Here is a 19168-nt window from a genome sequence, read left to right as displayed (position 1 = left end):
CGCGCGTGACGCCGGCCGGGCGCTCGGCGAGCAGGCGGTCGGTGAGGAGGGTGGCGAGCTCGCTTGCGGAAACGGTCGCCTGTTCCTTGATGCCGGGTTCGCCGTGGATGCCGAGGCCGAGTGCCATCATGCCTTCCGGTACGGTGAAGAGCGGGCCGGCGGAGCCGGGCAGCGTGCAGCCGCCGAAGGCGACGCCGAAGGAGACGGTCCGGGCATTGGCGTGCCGCGCGATGCGCTCCACCGCGTCGAGCGGGAGGCCGGCCTCGGCCGCCGCGCCGACGACCTTGAAGACGACGAGATCGCCCGCGATGCCGCGGCGTTTCGCCGGCGTGTCGGCCGGCGCGCTCGCCACGTCGTCGGTGACGGGCAGGATGCGCACGTCGATGCCCTCGGCGATGAGCCGTTCGGCCGCCACGCCGAAGTTCAGGACGTCGCCGGCATAGTTGCCGAAGCCCAGCAGGATGCCGCCGCCGCGGTTCGCCTGGCGGCAGACGCGGGCGACGGAGGCGGTCGAAGGCGAGGCGAAGACGTCGCCGGCGACTGCCGCGTCGGCCATGCCGGGACCGACATAGCCGGCAAAGGCCGGATAATGGCCGGAACCGCCGCCGACGACGACGGAGACCTTGCCCTCCGGCACCTTGGTCGCCCGCACGACGCCGCCTCGCACGAGGCGCACATGGCGGCTGTAGATATCCGCGAAACCGGCAAGCGCGGTCACGGCAAAATCCTCCGGGGCATCGAAGATCGTCGTCATCGTATTCGTCCTTGGCCTGTGTCAGTTGCGCGGCAGGATCCGCCGCAGGTAGTCGCGATTGGCGGCAGAAACGGACAGGCCGTCGCCGCCGTAGTGTTCGCAGAGGAAGGCGCTGCGGAAGCCGTGCGCGAGCGCCATGCGGATCGCCGCCCGATAGTTGACGATGCCGGATTCGAGCGGCGCCGGATGGGTGACGATGGCGCCGCTGACGGGGTCTTCGGTGCGCGTGTAGTTCTTGACGTGCCAGTATTTCGCGAAGGGCGCGACCTTCTCCATCATCGCCGGCCAGTGCTCGACGGGCCGGTGGAGGCGTAGGAGGTTGCCGATATCGGCATTGATCCCGACATTCGGCAGGCCGACCGCCTCGACGAAGCGCACGCTGTCGTCCGCCGTGCCGAGATAGGTGTCCTCGTACATTTCCAGCGAGACCTCGATGCCGAGCTCTTCCGCATGGCGGCCGAGTTCGCGAATGCGCTCGACGGCCTTGCGCCAAATCGCGGGATCATCCGGGTTCTTCGCGCCGTCGACGGTCCAGAACCACAGCGCCTTCTTCTGGCCCGCCGTCAGCGGCTCGAAGAGGCCGAAGGAGACGGCGCCGGCACCGATCGCCTTGGCGGTGTCGATGACCCGGTGACCGTAGGCGAGATAGGCGTCGCCGTGCTCGGCATCGATGACGCTGCGGCGCGAGGTCGAGATCGCCGGAATGGTGAGGCCGAGCGAGCGCACCAGCGCCATGAAGGCGTCGAGGCGGGCCGGGGAAAGGTCGGCGAGGCGCAGCCAGCTGTCGGTCGGGTCGAGTTCGGTGAAGCCGGCATCGACGACGTCATCGAGCGTTGCGGCCCATTCCTCCACCGACTGGTCCTGGACGGACCGGCCATTCGGCAGAAGGTTGGGATACTGGATCATGGCGGCAGCGATCGGCCAGGTTTCGCGGGTCCAGGTCTGTGCGGGCGCGGTCATTGCGGTTTTCCTGTTTGCGGGGTGTGGGCCGGCGGATCAGGCCGCCGGCGTGCCGTCCTGGTTCGGGGCCGGGACGCCGAGCTTGCGACGGCGCGAGATACCGAGGAGCCAGAAGACGAGCGGCGAGAAGAGCAGGGCGAGACCGACCAGCATCAGCGTCGTGACGAGGCCGTTCGACCAGAAGACCGAGAGCTTGCCGTCGGAGAGCAGCATCGACTGGCGGAAGGCGTCCTCGGCCTTGTCGCCAAGCACCATGGCGAGCACGAGCGGCGCCAGGGGATAGTCGAGCTTCTTGAACACATAGCCGAGGAGGCCGAAAAGCAGGACGAGCCACATATCGCTCACCGCATTGCCGACCTGGTAGGCGCCGGAAAAGATGACGGCGACGATGATCGGGCCGATGATGGCGAAGGGTACGCGCAGGATCGAGGCGTAGAGCGGCACGGTCGCGATCACCAGGATGACGGCGACGATATTGCCGAGATACATGGAGGCGATCAGGCCCCAGACGAAATCCGGACGATCGGTGAAGAGCGTCGGGCCGGGCGTCAGGCCCCAGATCATCAGGCCGCCCATCATCACCGCCGCCGTCGCCGAGCCCGGCACGCCGAGCGCCAGCATGGGCAGCAGGGCCGAGGTGCCGGCGGAATGGTCGGCCGTTTCCGGCGCCACGATGCCGCGCGGATCGCCCTTGCCGAACTGCGACTTGTCGCGGGCCGAGCGCCGGGCGACTCCGTAGCTCATGAAGGAGGCCGCCGTCGGGCCGGCCGGCGTGATGCCCATCCAGATGCCGATGAGGGTCGAGCGGACGATCGTGAACCAGTAGCGCGGCATCTCGATCAGCGTGCGGCCGATCTCGCCGAGCCTGACCCGGGCCTTGATGCCCTCGAAGCGCAGGCCTTCCTCTGTCGTCAGCAGCAGTTCGCCGATGCCGAAAAGCCCCATGACCGCGATGAGGAAGGAGACGCCCTTGATGAGTTCGGGAATGTCGAAGGTAAGGCGCAGGTTGCCGGAGATCGTGTCCATACCGACGGAGGCGAGCGCGAAGCCGATCATCATGGAGACGAGCGTCTTGAACGGCGACTGCGCGCCCATCGAGATGAAGCTCGCGAAGGCGAGGAAATAGACGGCGAAATATTCCGGCGAGGAGAAGCGCAGCGCGAAATTCGCCACCCAGCCGGACAGGAGCGTGATCATGACGACGCCGGCAAGCGCGCCGAGGCCGGCGGAGACGAAGGCGAGCGTCAGCGCCCGGCTCGCCTCGCCCTTCCGGGCCATCGGATAGCCGTCGAAGGTGGTGGCGACCGACGAGGGCTCGCCGGGGATGTTGAAGAGGATCGAGGTGGTCGAGCCACCGAAGAGAGCGCCCCAATACATGCAGGACAAGAGGATGATGGCCGAGATCGGATCCATCGAGAAAGTGAGCGGCAGGAGCAGCGACACGCCGTTCGGCGCGCCGAGGCCCGGCAGCACGCCGACGAGGATGCCGAGCGTCACGCCGAGCATCATGAGCAGGATATGGTTGAAGCTCAGCACATGGCCGAAGCCGTCCATCAGAAGACCGATATTTTCCACGTCTTTCCTCCGAAGACAGGAGACCCTTGGCGATCAGTAGATCCCGAAGAAAGCCTCGACGGGACCCTTAAGGAGCGGAACCTTGAAGCCGATCTCGAAAATGACAAAGAAGAAGAGGGCGACGCCGACGCCGGCCAGCACCCCGATCCACCATTTGTAACCGCCCTGGAGGCTCATCGTGGCGGCGATATAGAGCGCCGTGCCGACATAGAGGCCGAGGAAGGTGGAAACCGCCGCGAAGGCGACGAGGGGGAGCAGGAAGCCGAGCACGACCTTGAAGCGCGCCGCTTCGACAAAGATCTCGCCGGTACCGCGATGCTTAACGAAGGCAAGGACGAGGTTGCCGAGGCTGCCGAGGATGATCAGAAGCCCGATATAGAAGGGGAAATAGCCAGCATCCGGCCCCATATCGGTCCAGCCCGCGCCGGCCTCGATCGAGCCGTAGGCGACCGCCGCACCGAAGGCGCCCGTCAAAAGGGCGACGATCATTTCCGTGGCAAAGCGGGAAAGCCCGTTCGCGCTGTTCTCACTCATGGGTCATGACCTTTCCGGAAGGGATGCGGGCGCCATCACGGCGCCCGCAAGGAACCTTGGGAGGTTCAGTTCGCAAGCCAGCCTTCGCGCTTCAGCACCTCGCTGACCGCAGCTTCGTCCTTCTCGATGAAGGCAGCAAGGTCGGCGCCGTTCATATAGGTGCCGGACTGCGAGGTGTCGGCGAGATATTTCTGCCACTCGGGGGTCTCGGAGACCTTCTTCAGGACGCCGGAATAGAAATCGACCACGTCCTGCTCGACGCCGGCCGCAAGCCATACGGTGCGCGGCATGGCGTAGTTGTCGATCGGGATGCCGGACTCCTTGCAGGTCGGGACATCGGCCCAGCCTTCGCTCTTCAGCTTCTCGGACTTGAAGACGCAGACCGGCTTGACCATGCCCGCCTGCCACTGGCCGAGATTCTCGCTCGGATTGTTGACGTTTGCGGCGACGTGATCGCCGGCAAGCTGCACGGCCGCTTCGCCGCCGCTCTTGAACGGCACGTAGCCGATTTTCGTCCCCGTCACCTCGCCAATCATGGAGGTGAGGATCTGGTCGACGTCCTTCGACTGGCTGCCGGCGACCTTCAGATCACCCGGCGCCGCCTTCGCCTTGGCGATGAAGTCGGCGGCCGTCTTGACGTCGGACTTGCCGTTGACCCACAGCACGAACTCGTCGGAAGCAAGGGCTGCGACCGGCGTCAGGTCGGCGGCGGTGTAGGGCACCTTGGCGCGAACCGGCAGGAGATAGGCATTGTTCGTGCCGAAGGTCAGCTTGTAGGCGTCGCCCTTGGCGGTCGCGGCGTAGACGAAGCCTTCGGCGCCGCCGGCGCTGCCCTTGTTCACGACGACGACCGGCGCCTTCATGAGTTCGTACTTGGCGATGATCGACTGGATGGTGCGCGCGAAGATATCCGTGCCGCCGCCCGGACCCGCCGTCACGACGAATTCCACCGGGCGCTCCGGCTCGAAGGCGAGCGCGGGCAGGGCGACGCTGCCGGCAGCCGCCGCCATGCAGGCAATAATGAGAGATTTCTTCATCTTCGTTCCTCCGGTTGATGAACCGGCATGAGACCTCCTCCATGCCGGCTTGGATGTATGGCGCGAGAAATCAGGCCGCGACGGAATTCGCTGCGGCTTTCTTCGCCATGCGGGCGGCAAGAAGCAGCGCTTCGCGGCTTGCGCCGACATCCGCGATGCCCTTGCCGGCAATGTCGTAGGCCGTGCCGTGGGCCGGCGTGCAGAGCGGGAAAGGCAGCCCACCCATCATGGTGACGCCCTTGTCGAAGCCCATGAGCTTCATGGCGATCTGGCCCTGGTCGTGATACATGGTCATCACCGCCTGGAAATCTTCCTTCAGCGCCCGCAGGAAGACCGTGTCGGCGGGGAAAGGCCCTTCCACCGCGAAGCCGCGGGCCCGGGCCGCCTCGACGGCGGGCTCGATGATGTCGATCTCCTCCATGCCGAAGGAGCCGCCGTCGCCGGCATGCGGATTGAGGCCGGCAACCGCGATGCGCGGATTGTCATAGCCGGCATTCTTCAGGCAATTGCTGGTAAGCTCGATCTCGGCGAGGATCGCCTCGACGGAGAGCGCCGCCGCGACATCCTTCAGCGGGATATGCGACGTGACGCGCGCATTCCAGACCTTTTCGAGGACGTTGAATTCGCGGACCTTGCCCGTGAAGCCGATGACGTCGGCAACGAAGCGGATCTCGTCGTCATAGCCCGGATAGGCATAGCGCATCGCCTTCTTGTTGAAGGGCGTGAAGCAGACGGCCTCCACCCTCCCCTTGTCGGCAAGCTGAAGGGCAGCGCGGAAATTGGTGGTGGCGAAGGTGCCGCCGGCAAGCGTCGCCTCGCCGCGCTGCACATCGGCCGGGTCGAGGTGGCCGAGGTCGATGAAGACATGGCGCTCGCCGCCCGCCGTCTCGAAATCCTCCAGCGTCGCCGTTTCAAGGTCGAGCGTGAGGCCGGCCGCCCTTGCGCCCTCGTCGAGGATGCGCCGGTCGCCGATGACGACGAGATGCGCCGCCGCCCTGACGTCGTCAAGCGCGATGAGCCGTGCGGTGAGTTCCGGGCTGACGCCGGCAGGGTCGCCCATTGCGAGCGCGATGACGGGCCGTGTTTCGGTCATGATGGAACTCCTCCGCTGCATTCTGTATGCAGGATTGATAAAGCATTCCAATTCCTGCATCAAGTCTTTTGTATTCTGTATGCAGCATTTTTCATTGACGGAGAACCACAGCCCCGTATGCTTTCATCCAACGACAATTCCGGATGCCGCCACGGCTCTGAAGGTGAAGAAAACATGGATGATATCAGCAGCCTAGGCCAACCGGGCGACAGCGGGCCGGGACCGATCCGACGTACCGCGCTGCACGACACGCTCGTCACGCGCCTGCGCGACATGATCATCGAGGGCCGCCTGGAACCGGGAATGCGGTTGCACGAAGGACAGCTCGGCGAACAGCTCGGGGTTTCCCGCACACCGCTGCGCGAGGCGATCAAGTACCTGGCGAGCGAAGGGCTGGTGGAGCTCGTCCCCTCGCGGGGTGCCGTCGTGAAGCGGTTCAGCCCGAAGGACGTGCAGGATATGCTGACCGTGCTGCGGAGCCTGGAGGAACTGGCGGGACGGCTTGCCTGCCAGTTCGCCACCGATACGGACGTCGCGCGCATACGTGCCATGCATGACCGCATGGTCGAATGCTACCAGACCGGCGACCGGCTGGAATATTACAAGCTCAACCAGGCCATCCACACGGCGATCGTCGCCCTTTCGGGCAACACGCCGCTCGTCGAGATCCAGGCGATGCTGCAGACACGGTTGAAGCGCATCCGGTTCATCGGCCACGAAGGACCGGAGAAATGGGCAGCAGCCGTCTCCGAGCACGAAGAGATGATCGCCGCGCTGGAAGCGCGCGACCAGGACAGGCTCGCGGAAGTGCTGGGGCGCCACCTGTCGAACGCATGGGAACGCGTCCGCGGCGCCCTTTAGTCCCCGCACATACACGTCTCGCAAGCTCGCATCAGGCCAGAAGGCGCATCAGGTCGGCGAGCGCCGGGGGGTGCATCCTGTCGCGCAGGGTGATGGCGCCGTAGGGATCGAGCTGCCGGTTGACGTCGAGCGGCAGGATGGCGAGCAGGCCGTTGGCGACATAATGCAGGGCGACGGAATGCGGCACGACGGCGATCATGTCGCTGTGCTGCAGCAGCGTGGTGGCCGTCAGCACGGATGCCGTCTCGACGACATTGACCGGCGTCTCCATGCCGGCATCGCGGAAGGTGCCCTCCACCACCTGGCGCAGCGGGCTGGTGCGGGGCTGCAGGATCCAGCTCGCGTCGGACAGCTCCGGCAAGCGCATTTCGCTTCGCTCGGCCAGGGGGTTGTGCGCGCCGACGACGATCGACAGCCGCTCCTCGGCGATTTCCGTGAAGGCGATGTCGAAGGTTTGCTCGGCCTGCACCGCACGACCGATCACCACGTCGAGCCGGCCCTGCTCGAGCATCGGCAGCAGGACGTCGCTCGTCTCCACGGTGATGCTGATATCGAGCCGGGGACGCCGTTCCTTGAGCCGGGCGATGGCGATCGCGAGCGGTCCTGCCGCCGCCGCGGTGATCGTGCCGATCGCAAGCCGGCCGGACGCGCCGCTGGCAAGGCCGGCCAGATCCTCCCGCAGCCGGTCGATATCCGACAGGATCAGATGCGCATGGCGCACCAGCGTCTCGCCATAGACCGTCAGCGTCATGCCGCGACGCCCGCGCTCGAACAGCACCAGCCCGAGCGCAAGCTCCAGCTCCACCAGCATTTTCGTCGCGGCAGGCTGGCTGACGCCGATCCGGTCTGCCGCCTTGCGCAGACTGCCGAGTTCCTCGATGGCGACGACGAGCGCCAGTTGGCGCAATCGCAAGCGCCCCAGAATGGCGCGCAGTGACGGAGCGGTACCGGAATTTTCTATAGCCATAGGTTATCATAACATAGCAGAAATCGAATTGACAGCTATCACTTGTTGACGTCTTTCTGCTGCCCTCATCATGGGAGGATGGAATGGAACGAACAGGCATGTTCGCCTTGAAGGCGATGCGTCATTTCATCGTCATGGCGCTATCGGCCATGGTCGTTCTGGTTTTCGCCAATGTCGTGCTGCGCTACGGCTTCAATTCCGGCATCAGCATCTCCGAGGAACTGTCGCGAACGCTGTTCGTCTGGCTGACCTTCACGGGCGCCGTCGTGGCGATGTACGATCACGGGCATCTCGGGGTCGATACGCTGGTCCGGCGCCTGCCGCACCGCGGACAGGTCGGCTGCGCCATCGCATGCGACGTGCTGATGCTCGTCTGCTCGGCGCTCCTGATGGTCGGAAGCTGGCAACAGGTGCTGATCAACTGGAACAATGCGGCGCCGGTTTCCGGCATGCCGATCGGCATCACCCATCTCGCCGCCTTCGTCTCCAGCATCGGCCTGATCGCCGTCGTCGCCAGCCATCTCTGGCGGGTGCTGGCCGGCAGGGCCCGCGCCGACGACCTCGTCCAGGTGGTGGAAAGCGAGGACCGGGTCCCCGAACTTCCCAATGCCGAATTGCCGCGGGAGAACGCACGATGACCGCCGTCATTTTCCTCGGTTCCCTGCTCGGCTCCATGGCCATCGGCGTGCCGATCGCCTTCGCCCTCATCGTCTGCGGCGTCGCGCTGATGCTCTATCTCGGCATGTTCGATGCCCAGATCGTGTCGCAGAACCTCGTCAGCGGCGCCGACAGCTTCCAGTTGCTCGCCGTGCCCTTCTTCCTGCTCGCCGGAGAGTTCATGACGGCGGGCGGCCTTTCGCGCCGGATCGTCGATCTTGCGACGGCGCTGGTCGGGCATTTCCGCGGCGGCCTCGGCTATGTCGCCGTGCTGGCGGCGATCGTCATGGCCTCCATGTCGGGCTCGGCCGTCGCCGATACCGCCGCCGTCGGCGCCATGCTGATCCCCATGATGCGCAAGGCCGGGTACGACGTGAACCGGTCATCCGGACTGATCGCCGCCGGCGGCATTATCGCCCCGGTCATCCCGCCTTCCATTCCCTTCATCATCTTCGGCGTCGCCGCCGGCATCTCGGTGAAGAAGCTGTTCCTGGCCGGTATCGTGCCCGGCCTGATGATGGCGCTGTTCCTGATCGTCACCTGGTGGCTCGTCTCGCGCCGCGACAACGTGCCGGTCGCCCCGCGCCAGCCGCTGAAGCTCGTCGGCAAGCGCTTCGTCGACGGCATCTGGGCGCTGTTCATTCCGGTGCTGATCATCGGCGGCATCAAGGAAGGCGTGTTCACCCCCACGGAGGCCGGCGTCGTCGCCGCCGTCTATTCGCTGCTCGTCGGGATGTTCGTCTACCGCGAACTGAAAGTGCCGCAGTTGTACGGGCTCATCCTCGCCGCCGGCCGGACCACCGCCGTCGTGATGTTCCTGGTCGCCGCCGCCGCGGTCTCCGCATGGCTGATCACCATCGCCGACCTGCCGCAGACCATCATCGGCCTCCTCGAACCCCTGATCAACCATCCGACGCTGCTGATGATCGTCATCATGCTGATAGTCGTCGTCGTCGGCACGGCGCTCGACCTCGTGCCGACCATCCTGATCCTGACGCCCGTGCTGATGCCGCTCGTCAAGCAGGCCGGCATCGACCCGGTCTATTTCGGCGTGCTGTTCATCATGAACAACGCCATCGGTCTCATCACCCCGCCCGTCGGCACCGTGCTCAACGTCATCTGCGGCGTGAGCCGCATCACCATGGACGACGTGATGAAGGGCGTCTGGCCCTTCCTGCTCGCCCATCTGCTGCTGCTGATACTCCTGACGCTCTTCCCTTCGCTGGTGCTCGTGCCCATGCGCTGGTTCATGTGAGGGAAAGACGATGAGCGAAACCCGCATCCCGCCGGATTTCGAGGTGTTCGACGCGCACCAGCATTTCTGGGATCCGCAGACGAACTACCATCCCTGGCTTTCCGACGAGCCGATGATCCCGTTCCGCTATGGCGACTACGGGCCCATCCGCCGGCGCTTCCTGCCCCCGGACTATTTCGCCGAAGCAAAAGACGTGAACATCGTCGGCACGGTCTATGTCGAGACCGAATGGAACCCCGCCGATCCGCTGGGCGAGACGCGTTATATCCAGGGCATCGCGGCCCGCTACGGCTATCCCAACGCCCTGGTGGCGCAGGCCTGGCTCGACCGCGAGGACGCGGCCGAACTCATCGCCGCGCAAGCCGCCTTTCCCCTGGTGCGCAGCGTCCGGCACAAGCCGGCCGCCGCCGCATCGCCGGCAGAGGCGCGGCGCGGGCGGCCGGGCGGCATGGACGATCCGCGCTGGCGCGAGGGCTTTGCGGCGCTCGGGGGCCATGACCTGTTGTTCGACCTGCAGGCGCCCTGGTGGGAACTGGAGGCGGCAGCAGCGCTCGCGGCCGATTTTCCGGCGACGACCATCGTGCTCAACCATGCCGGCCTGCCTGCCGACCGCAGCCCGGAAGGGCTTGCCGAATGGCGCGCGGCCCTGGGGCGCCTTGCCCGCCAACCGAACGTCGTCTTGAAGATCTCCGGCATCGGGCTGCCCGGCAGGCCGTGGACGGTGGCAGACAATGGCCCGATCATCCGCGATGCGATCGCCATCTTCGGCTGGCAGCGCTGCATGTTCGCCAGCAATTTCCCGGTCGACAGCCTGGTCGGCCGCTTCTCGACGATCTTCGACGGTTTCTACGCAGCGACGGAAGGGCACTCCGATGCGGCCCGCCGCGCGCTGTTTCGCGACACGGCGGTAAGGATATACCGCCCGCAATCGCACATCGCCAACGCATGGGAACAATCTGCAACGGGAGGAACCGTATCATGAGAAAAACGACAGTCGCCGCCACACTTCTCGCCGCCGTCGGCGCCATGGCCATAACCGCGCCCGCCTGGGCGGAGATGCGCGAGCAGGTGCTGCGCATCGGCACGCCGCTGCCGGACGCCCATCCGATCTCGCAGGCCGCCAAGAAATTCGCCGAACTGGTGGGCGAGAAGTCCGGCGGCAAGATGGAGGTCAAGGTCTATACCGGCTCCGTTCTCGGCAACGAGTTGCAGATGCAGTCGGCGCTGCAGGGAGGCACGCAGGATTTCTCGATCGGGACGACCACGACGCTGGCCGGCATGGTCAGGGAGTTCTCGGCCATCGACATGCCCTACCAGTTCCACACGGCCGCCGAGGCGGATGCGATCCTCGACGGCCCCATCGGCAGCGAACTGTTCAAGAAACTGGAGCCGCAGGGCCTGATCGGCCTGGCCTATATGGAACAGGGCTTCCGCCACACGACCAACAGCGTGCACCCCATCACGAAGTGGGAGGATTTCGAGGGACTGAAGATCCGCGTGCAGCCGTCCGCCCTCTATATCGACATGTTCAACGGGCTCGGCGCCAATGCCGTGCCGATGACGATCAACGAGGTCTACACCGCGATGGAGACCCATGCCATCGACGGCCACGAGAACAGCCTGACGGCGATCGACGCCAACAAGTTCCAGGAGGTGCAGACATATCTGAGCCTCACCGGCCATTCCTACAACGCCGTCGTGTTGCTGATGGGCAAGCCCACCTTCGACAAGCTCAACGAAGACGAGCGCAAGGTGGTGGCGGAGGCGGCCGTGGAAGCACGCGACTATCAACGCAAGCTGACCCGCGAACAGACCGCGGGCCTGCTCGTGAAGCTTGCCGATGAGGGCATGGAAGTCAACGACGTGACACCCGAGGAAAAGCTTCGCCTGGCCGAACACCTGAAGCCTGTGGTCGAGAAGAACAGCCAGGCCATCGGCGCCGAATGGATGGCGACGTTCTCGGACGCGCTCGCCAAGCTGCGCTGAAGCCTATCCGGGCGATGAAACGCCATGCCGGGCACCCGAAAAGGCCCGGCATGGCCGCATGGCGTTCTTGCCCAAATCCATCGTCGCGCCGCATGTCACGGTGAGCATCGGCATCGCCCTGAAACGACAATGATCCGGTCAGAGCGTGCACGGATGAAGGATTTCGCGCTCCCTGCCGGTTTGGCGTTGGTGAATTCGGCCGGAATGAATATGTTCGCCGGGTTTTCGCCTTATGCGCAGACGCGCATGACGTATCGGGAGTTCAGCGTGAGGAATACGTCGATGGCGGGCAATGTGTCGGCCGCCCGCGCTGCCGGGCTTGAGGCCATGACGGCTGCGATCGAAACGCCAGGGGCGGAGGAAGGGCTGGTCAGGCGCGCGCTCGACGCGCAGGCCGCCTATATGCCGGATGTCCGCGCGGATATTGGCCCGGCCGGCGAAGGATGGACGACGAGCGAAGTGTTCTTTTCGGACGAGGCGGCCCTCGGCGAGTTTCTCGCCTTCGAACAATCCTTGAACGAAGGCACCGATCTCAGGGCCGCCGGCGCGCTGCTGATGACCGACTACGGCTATATACTGGCGGCCGCCGCCGTGCCGCTCTTCACCGGCTTCGGCCTCGTTCCCGACCTTGCGCCGGCCTCCGTCGCGCTTTCCTTCCATACCATCGAGGAGTTTCGTGACGGGAAGACATGCCGGACGCGGCGCGCCCATGTCCGCTTCCTTAACGCAGCATTCCGGCAGGGCCGGTTGGAGGACGCCGGGGACGGGGAACGGTTCCGGGCCGGCATCGAGCAGCATTTCCGCCCCGTCATCGAGGCGATCCATGCACGAACGCGCCTTTCCCGTGCGGCTCTATGGCGCCTCGCATCCGATTCGATCGCCGGCCGCTTTCTCGAATCGGGCTACCGGTTCGATAGGGTCGAGGCGGCCAAGGCAACGGCGATGCGCATCCTCAAAGTGCCGGGCTCGCCCCTTGCCAACCGGCAGCTTCACTTTTTCGACCTGACGGTATTCGATAGGAACCGGCAGGACTTTTCCTACACCTTCCGCCAGCGCGGCGGCTGCTGCCGGTTCTATCTGGTCGAGGGGGGTGAATATTGCCCGACATGCGTCCTGAAGGCGCCTGCCGAACGGGACGAGGAACTGCGCCTCGCCATGCGCCGGCATCTCGGCGTCGCCTGACCGGGAAACGCAAGAAATTTTGGCAAGACCGAGTCCCAAATCCCGAAAACCGATCGTCTACCCCAAGAGTGGAACGTGTAGCCGTTCCCGTTGGTGGACTGCGGCGCCTTGAACGCCGCACGATTGGGGGTTTCGATGACGAAGACTAAATCCGCCTCGCGCGGGGCACGGGCGGGCCTCAAGGCGGCATTTCTGGCCGGGACGGCACTCGCAATGCTGACGTCCCCTCTGCCGGCGACGGTGCGAGAGGCACGGGCACAGGCAGCCACACAGTCGATCTCCGTACCGGCCGGCCCGCTGACGCCGGCGCTGAACAGCCTTGCCGCCCAGACCGGTCTCCAGATCCTGTTCGACGCATCGCTTGCCGCGGGGAAGACAACCCGGGGCGTGAGCGGAGCCCTGTCGCCCGAGCAGGCGCTGGCTACGCTGCTCGCGGGCACTGGCGTCTCCGCCCGCTTTGCCGGCAGCAACCAGGTGACGCTGCAGGACGGCGCGTCCGCTTCCGGCATGGCGACGGAGGGAGCAACGGAACTCGAGGCGATCACCATCTACGGCGCGCGCAACGCGACGACCCTGGGCGGCACGACGAGCAGCGTCGCCATCGTGAATGCGAAGACCCTGGCGGACAGCCAGATCCGCACCACGCAGGACACCTTCCGCCGCATGGCAAACGTGCTGGACAGCGCCACGGTCAATGCCGGCTTCGTCATCCGCGGCATGAGCTCGGAAGGGCTCGTGCCCTCCGGCGGACCGGCCGGCTCGGTCTATGTCGACGGCATTCTCCAGACGCGCTACAACGCCCGCTTCGGCGCGCGCAACCTCTGGGACGTCGAACAGGTCGAGGTCTATCGCGGACCGCAATCGACGCTTTCCGGGCGTGCGGCCATGACCGGCGCCATCTACATCAAGTCGAAGGACCCGACCTTCGACAAGGAGGCCGAATTCTCCGCGACCGTCGGCAGCAACGACCTGGCGGGCACCGCCTTCATGGTCAACACGCCGCTCGTCGAGGACCAAATCGCGCTACGCATCTCGGGCGCCTTCGAGCGTTCGCATGCTGAGCCCAGCTATTCCGACTTCAAGATCTTCGACAATTTCGACGAGCTGACGACGGATATCAGCGGCATATTGCGCGCCAAGCTGCTGATCACGCCGTCGGAAATGCCCGATACCCGGGCGTTGCTCACTTATTCCTATTCGAAGGACCGGCCGAACGACGCCCTCGTCGGCCTTCATACGGGACGCGGCGACTTCAACAATTCGCCGGTCAGCTACACGGAATATCGCTGGACCGAAACGCACAATCTCGGTCTCGAAATCACGCATGACTTCTCGGACACGCTTCGGTTCACCTCGCAGACCGGCTACCAGTACGGCGTCAACAACCGGCGCTCGATCGACTACGGTACCGAGGGTGTGATCAACGGCATCACGGGCGAGGACGACAACTCCATCTTCACCCAGGAATTTCGCCTGAACTATGAAGGCGACCGCTGGAAATGGGTTGCCGGCGTCTACGGCAGCCGCGAGGTCTGGGATGGTGCAACGGATATCGTCGCCTTCGATCTCTACCAGCAGAGCGACACGCAGCGCCGCAGGACGTCGAACCTCGCGGTCTTCGGCGAAGCGACCTACGAATTTGCGCCGACCTGGTTTGCGACGGTCGGTGGGCGCCTCGACTATCTGAAGGACAAGGACCACCAGAAGAACTACTTCGGAACCATCGACCCGTTGCCGGTGCTGACGGGCGATCCGTCGTCGCTTTCCGAAACGAACTTCGTGCCGAAGATCGGCCTTGCCAAGGAATTCGGCGACAACCAGATGGTCGGCCTCACCTACACGCAGGGCTTCCGCTCGGGCGGCTCCTATTTCAACCGGGTGACGGGCGAACTCGGGACGTATGATCCGGAATACTCCCAGAATATCGAACTGTCCTATAAGGGCACGCTCCTCGACGACCGGCTGACGTTGAACGCCAATCTCTTCTATACGAAATACGATGACCAGCAGGTCGAAATCCGCCCGGATCCGTCGATCCCCGGCTACCGCATCACGTCGAATGCCGCGACGTCGCGGGCATGGGGCTTCGAGATCGAACCCACCTTCGAGGTCACCGACCAGTTCACCGCTTTCGCGTCGATCGGCTACCTGAACACCAGGTTCCTCGATTTCAATCACGCGGCCCTCACCGAACCCCAGGACGGCAAGTCCTTCCCGGAAGCGCCGGAATGGAGCTGGGGCTTTGGCGGCCGGTACGAGTTCGAGAACGGCGCCTTCGTCGGAGCCGATGCCAAGTACACGACCAGCTACAATTCGCGTTTCGGCACGAAGGGCATGTACAAGATCGACCCGCGCTTCCTCGTGAACGCGCAGGCAGGTTTCCGGAAGGACAACTGGGAGGTTACCGCCTTCGCGGAAAACCTGACGGACGAGAAGTACTTCACGATCGTCGATCCCGACTATTCGCTGCCCTTCGGCCAGGCCGGCAAGCGCCGCTCCTTCGGCCTGAACATCCGCACGAAGTTCTGATCGCCACGACTGCGGGGTTTCGGCTCCGCAGTCTTTTCTTCCCAAGCATCGAAATGGTGCCCGCCTTGCGTTTCTGTCTCGCCCTTCTCGCCTTCCTCCTTCCCGCCGTGTCTTCACATGCCGCCTGCGAGGGGAAGGCCATCACCGAGGGGGTCTACAATCCGCCCTTCTGCATTCCGGCGGAGGCGAAGCGGATCGTGACGCTCGACCCGCTGATCACGCTCGGGCTCCTGATCGAGCTCGACGCGCCCGTTGTCGCCACCCCCTATATGGCGATCACCGAGGCCGAGGTCCTCGACGTGGTGAAAGCCAGGAAAATGGTCGATCTCGGCAATCCCAGGGAACCGAGCCTCGAGCGCGTCGCGGCGCTGGAGCCGGATCTCATCATCGGTTCGGCGGAAGCCCATTCGGCGATCTACGAACAGGCGGCGAAGATCGCACCGACGGTTTTCTTCAAGCATATGGACTGGAAGAAATATCTCGCGCGCCTCGCCGAGGTGACCGGCAGGCAAGACGCCGCGAGCGCCGCGCTCCAGGCCTACAATACCCGCGTGGCCGCGATCCGCGAACGGATGGAGGACGAGGACCTGACCGTCTCGGCCGTCCGTTTCGCGCCGGATCGTTTCGTCGTCTTCGTCGACGGGCCCGACGCCTACGCTCCCTTCGCGGTGCTGCATGAGGCGGGCGTAAAGCGCACCGCCTACGAGACCGTCGCCGACGGCACGATCGTCAAGCGGCCGGACTGGGAAGAACTCGCCAATCTTGACGGCGACGTGCTTCTCTACGTTTCGGCCAGCGGCTTCGAGAGCGGCCCCGACGACGCGCTGGAGAAACAGGTGACCGAAAACCCGCTCTGGCAATTGCTGCCCGCCGTGCAGGCCGGCCGCGCGCACCGCGTCGATCGCGGCCCCTGGCAGAGTTTTCACGGCATCGGATCGGCGAACCGGATTCTCGACGATGTCGAGCGCTATATCCTGGGGGATCGATGACAGGCCGAAAGGCCCGCCTTGCTGCGACCGGCAGCGGCCGGGCGCTCGCCCTCGCCGTCCTTCTCGGCCTGCTCGTGCTTGTGGCGATGAGCGCCGTCGCGCTCGGCACGGTGGCGATGCCGTTTTCCACCATCACGGCTGCGATCTTCCGGTTCGACGGTTCGCGTGACCATCTCCTCGTAACCGCCATCCGCCTGCCCCGCGTCCTCGCCGCGCTCCTCGCCGGCAGCGCGCTTGCCGTCTCGGGCGCCATCATGCAGGCCGTGACGAACAATCCGCTCGCCTCCCCCGGCCTGCTCGGCATCAATGCCGGCGCGGCCTTCACGGTCGTCTGCGTGATGACCCTTTTCGGCGCCGGCATCGGCGACGTCTATGTCTGGTTCGCCTTCCTCGGGGCCGGCCTTGCGGCGATCGTCGTCTATGCCCTGGGCTCGCTCGGGGCGGTCGGACATTCCCCGCTCGGGCTGGTGCTGGCGGGCGCCATCGTCGCGACCTTCCTCACCTCCCTGACGACCGCCATCCTGGTCTTCGACCAGAGCACGCTCGATGCAGTCCGCTTCTGGACCGCCGGCTCGGTGACGGGGCGAACCATGGCGCAGGTGGCAACCGTCGCGCCCTATATCCTCACGGGCCTCGTCGCGGCCCTCCTCCTCGGCCGGCAGCTCACGACGCTCAGCCTCGGGACGGATCGTGCGCGTGCACTCGGACAGAACCCGGCCATGTGGCGCGGCGCGGCGGTCGCCATCGTCATCCTGCTTGCGGGCGGCGCCGTGGCGCTCGCCGGGCCGATCGGCTTCGTCGGCCTCGTCGTGCCGCACATCGTGCGACTATGCATCGGCGTCGATTATCGTTGGATCATTCCCTTCTCGGCGCTCGGCGGCGCGCTGCTGGTGGTCGTCGCCGACACGGCCGGGCGGCTCGTCTTCGCAAGCCAGAGCTTTCCGGTGGGCGTGACGATCGCGCTCGTCGGTGCCCCGTTCTTTCTCTATCTCGCCCGAACGCGGCTGAGGGGCGAGGCATGATCCGGCTTCTCGTCGCACTCACCCTTCTGCTCACTCTCCTGATGGCGGCAAGCCTCGCCTTCGGCGACGTTCCGCTGACCTTTCGACAACTCTATTCCGCCACCACCGGGACGGGTGACCCCGATCCGCAAAGCGTCATGATCGTCCTCGATCTGCGTCTGCCGCGCGTGCTTCTCGCACTCCTCGTCGGGGCGGCCCTTGCGACCGCCGGCGCGATCACGCTCGCGATCATGCGCAATCCGTTGGCCGAGCCGGGTGTGCTCGGCATCAACAGCGGCGCGGCCGCCGCGGCCATGGCCGTCATCGTCCTCGTGCAGGATCCGCCCGTCGCGCTCCTGCAGGCGGCCGGGTTTTTCGGCGCGGCGGCCATGGCGCTTGCGGTCTATGCATTTGCCTGGCGCAGCGGCACCTCGTCCCTGCGCATCATTCTCGTCGGTATCGGCCTCTCCTCGCTCGCAACCGCCGGCACGACCTTTCTCTCCGCCTTCGGCGATATCGGCGATGTACAGCGCGCGATGGTCTGGCTTGCCGGAAGCGTCTACGATGCCAGCATGGTCAGGGTCCGGTTGCTCGCCCTCTGGCTCATCGTGCCGTTGACGCTGGCCTTTCTTGCCGCGCGCGAGCTCGATCTCATCCGCTTCGGCGACAGTTCCGCAAAGAGCCTCGGCCAGCCGGTCGATCGCGTGCGCGGGCTCATGATCGTGCTCGTCACGGTGCTGTCCGGCGCCGCCGTCGCCGTCTCCGGCCTCATCGGCTTCGTCGGCCTCGTGGCGCCGCATATCGCGCGCCGGCTGGTCGGGGCCTCCCATGTCCGGATCCTCCCGGTCGCCGCCCTCGTCGGGGCCTGCCTCGTCGTCTCCGCCGACCTCGTCGGCCGCGTCATCCTCCCGCCGGCGCAGCTTCCGGCCGGCATCGTCACCGGCCTCGTCGGAGCGCCCTTCTTCGCCTACCTCCTCTGGGGACGCAGCCGTGGCCATGGATAAGCAACCCTCTGCAAAGATCGCCGGAAAGGGCGTCGATATCGCCTATGGCCAGCGCCGCATCGTCGCGGATCTCGACCTTGCGATCCCGGAACGCCGCTTCACGGCGCTGATCGGCCCCAACGGCAGCGGCAAGTCCACGATCCTGCGCACCTTCGCAGCCCTGATGAAGCCCTGCGGCGGCTGCATCCTTCTCGACGGCCGTGACATCACGGCTCTCTCGACGCGAGACGTCGCCCGGAAGGTGGGCGTCCTCCTGCAGGGCCCGGTCGCGCCGGAGGGACTGACGGTCGGGGACCTGGTCCGGCAGGGGCGCTATCCGCACCGCTCACTTTTCAGCCGCTGGTCGCCGGACGATCAGACGGCCTGCGAAGAGGCGCTCATGCTGACCGGCACGACGGATTTCGCGGACCGGGCGATCGACAGCCTCTCCGGCGGCCAGCGCCAGCGCGCCTGGATCGCCATGACGCTGGCGCAACAGGGCGAGGTGCTCCTGCTCGACGAGCCCACGACCTATCTCGATCTCGAACATCAGATCGAGCTGATGAACCTCATCACGCTGCTCGTCGCCAGGCACGGAAAGACCGTCGTCGCCGTGCTGCACGACATCAACCAGGCGGCGCGCTATGCCGAACATGTCGTTGTGTTGAAGGACGGGAAGGTCATCGCGGCCGGAAATCCCGATGCCGTGATCTCGGCCGAAACGATCGCCGATGTGTTCAAGGTGAAGACGGTGGTGATCCGCGACCCGGTTGCCGGAACTCCGCTCTGCATCCCGCTGTGACCA

Annotated in this window: 18 protein-coding genes; 11 read left to right on the top strand and 7 right to left on the bottom strand. The window is 65.5% G+C overall.

The features are described from left to right. From AB3G45_RS28850 to AB3G45_RS28825, 6 genes are all read right to left on the bottom strand, one after another. Positions 1 to 754, bottom strand: a 754-nt coding sequence (locus AB3G45_RS28850) for a dihydroxyacetone kinase subunit DhaK (protein WP_367833961.1), incomplete at its 3' end; no start/stop codon positions are given. A gap of 21 nt (positions 755 to 775) precedes the next feature. After that, on the bottom strand, positions 776 to 1714 hold the full coding sequence (locus AB3G45_RS28845; RefSeq protein ID WP_367833960.1) for a sugar phosphate isomerase/epimerase family protein: 939 nt from the start codon (positions 1712 to 1714) through the stop codon (positions 776 to 778). A gap of 36 nt (positions 1715 to 1750) precedes the next feature. Beyond that, positions 1751 to 3289, bottom strand: coding sequence for a tripartite tricarboxylate transporter permease (locus AB3G45_RS28840; RefSeq protein ID WP_367833959.1), 1539 nt, complete (start codon positions 3287 to 3289; stop codon positions 1751 to 1753). 33 nt (positions 3290 to 3322) lie between these two features. Further along, positions 3323 to 3823: a tripartite tricarboxylate transporter TctB family protein gene (locus tag AB3G45_RS28835; protein WP_367833958.1), complete on the bottom strand. Its 501-nt coding sequence runs from the start codon at positions 3821 to 3823 to the stop codon at positions 3323 to 3325. Positions 3824 to 3888: 65 nt separating this feature from the next. After that, positions 3889 to 4860, bottom strand: coding sequence for a Bug family tripartite tricarboxylate transporter substrate binding protein (locus AB3G45_RS28830; RefSeq protein WP_367833957.1), 972 nt, complete (start codon positions 4858 to 4860; stop codon positions 3889 to 3891). A gap of 70 nt (positions 4861 to 4930) precedes the next feature. Beyond that, complete coding sequence (locus AB3G45_RS28825; protein WP_367833956.1) at positions 4931 to 5953, bottom strand: 4-hydroxythreonine-4-phosphate dehydrogenase PdxA; 1023 nt, start codon at positions 5951 to 5953, stop codon at positions 4931 to 4933. A 174-nt stretch (positions 5954 to 6127) separates the two neighbouring features. Here AB3G45_RS28825 and AB3G45_RS28820 point away from each other — a divergent pair, with 174 nt between their 5' ends. After that, positions 6128 to 6814, top strand: coding sequence for a GntR family transcriptional regulator (locus AB3G45_RS28820; RefSeq protein ID WP_367833955.1), 687 nt, complete (start codon positions 6128 to 6130; stop codon positions 6812 to 6814). 31 nt (positions 6815 to 6845) lie between these two features. On the opposite strand, the gene AB3G45_RS28815 is transcribed toward AB3G45_RS28820, so the two are convergent. After that, positions 6846 to 7781, bottom strand: coding sequence for a LysR family transcriptional regulator (locus AB3G45_RS28815; protein ID WP_367833954.1), 936 nt, complete (start codon positions 7779 to 7781; stop codon positions 6846 to 6848). Between the two features lie 83 nt (positions 7782 to 7864). Between AB3G45_RS28815 and AB3G45_RS28810 the strand changes: the two genes are divergently transcribed. The 10 genes from AB3G45_RS28810 (at position 7865) to AB3G45_RS28765 (ending at position 19165) form a co-directional block, all read left to right on the top strand. After that, positions 7865 to 8419, top strand: a complete 555-nt coding sequence (locus AB3G45_RS28810) for a TRAP transporter small permease (protein WP_367833953.1) — start codon at positions 7865 to 7867, stop codon at positions 8417 to 8419. Continuing rightward, positions 8416 to 9693 carry a TRAP transporter large permease subunit gene (locus AB3G45_RS28805; protein WP_367833952.1) on the top strand — a complete coding sequence of 426 codons (1278 nt, stop codon included), beginning with the start codon at positions 8416 to 8418 and terminating at the stop codon, positions 9691 to 9693. Before AB3G45_RS28810 ends, AB3G45_RS28805 begins: the two co-directional genes overlap by 4 nt. 10 nt (positions 9694 to 9703) lie before the next feature. Further along, positions 9704 to 10675, top strand: coding sequence for an amidohydrolase (locus AB3G45_RS28800; protein ID WP_367833951.1), 972 nt, complete (start codon positions 9704 to 9706; stop codon positions 10673 to 10675). Continuing rightward, the gene (locus AB3G45_RS28795; protein WP_367833950.1) at positions 10672 to 11679 is read left to right on the top strand and encodes a TRAP transporter substrate-binding protein; all 1008 of its coding nucleotides are present in this window, start codon (positions 10672 to 10674) and stop codon (positions 11677 to 11679) included. The genes AB3G45_RS28800 and AB3G45_RS28795 overlap by 4 nt, the downstream gene beginning before the upstream one ends. Before the next feature lie 282 nt (positions 11680 to 11961). Continuing rightward, the gene (locus tag AB3G45_RS28790) at positions 11962 to 12861 is read left to right on the top strand and encodes a (2Fe-2S)-binding protein (protein WP_367833949.1); all 900 of its coding nucleotides are present in this window, start codon (positions 11962 to 11964) and stop codon (positions 12859 to 12861) included. Between the two features lie 135 nt (positions 12862 to 12996). After that, positions 12997 to 15390, top strand: a complete 2394-nt coding sequence (locus AB3G45_RS28785) for a TonB-dependent receptor (RefSeq protein ID WP_367833948.1) — start codon at positions 12997 to 12999, stop codon at positions 15388 to 15390. 56 nt (positions 15391 to 15446) lie between these two features. After that, on the top strand, positions 15447 to 16379 hold the full coding sequence (locus tag AB3G45_RS28780) for an iron-siderophore ABC transporter substrate-binding protein (protein WP_367833964.1): 933 nt from the start codon (positions 15447 to 15449) through the stop codon (positions 16377 to 16379). Further along, positions 16376 to 17401, top strand: coding sequence for a FecCD family ABC transporter permease (locus tag AB3G45_RS28775; protein WP_367833947.1), 1026 nt, complete (start codon positions 16376 to 16378; stop codon positions 17399 to 17401). Before AB3G45_RS28780 ends, AB3G45_RS28775 begins: the two co-directional genes overlap by 4 nt. Next, a complete protein-coding gene (locus tag AB3G45_RS28770) occupies positions 17398 to 18384 on the top strand; it encodes a FecCD family ABC transporter permease (RefSeq protein ID WP_367833946.1) in 987 nt (328 codons plus the stop codon). Before AB3G45_RS28775 ends, AB3G45_RS28770 begins: the two co-directional genes overlap by 4 nt. After that, positions 18377 to 19165 carry an ABC transporter ATP-binding protein gene (locus AB3G45_RS28765; protein ID WP_367833945.1) on the top strand — a complete coding sequence of 263 codons (789 nt, stop codon included), beginning with the start codon at positions 18377 to 18379 and terminating at the stop codon, positions 19163 to 19165. The genes AB3G45_RS28770 and AB3G45_RS28765 overlap by 8 nt, the downstream gene beginning before the upstream one ends. The last annotated feature ends 3 nt before the right edge of the window (positions 19166 to 19168 follow it).

It is taken from the genome of Shinella sp. S4-D37 (assembly GCF_040812195.1).
Lineage (GTDB): Bacteria > Pseudomonadota > Alphaproteobacteria > Rhizobiales > Rhizobiaceae > Shinella.
The sequence above is the reverse complement of the archived record's forward strand: the minus strand, read 5'-3'. Positions and strand labels throughout refer to the sequence as shown.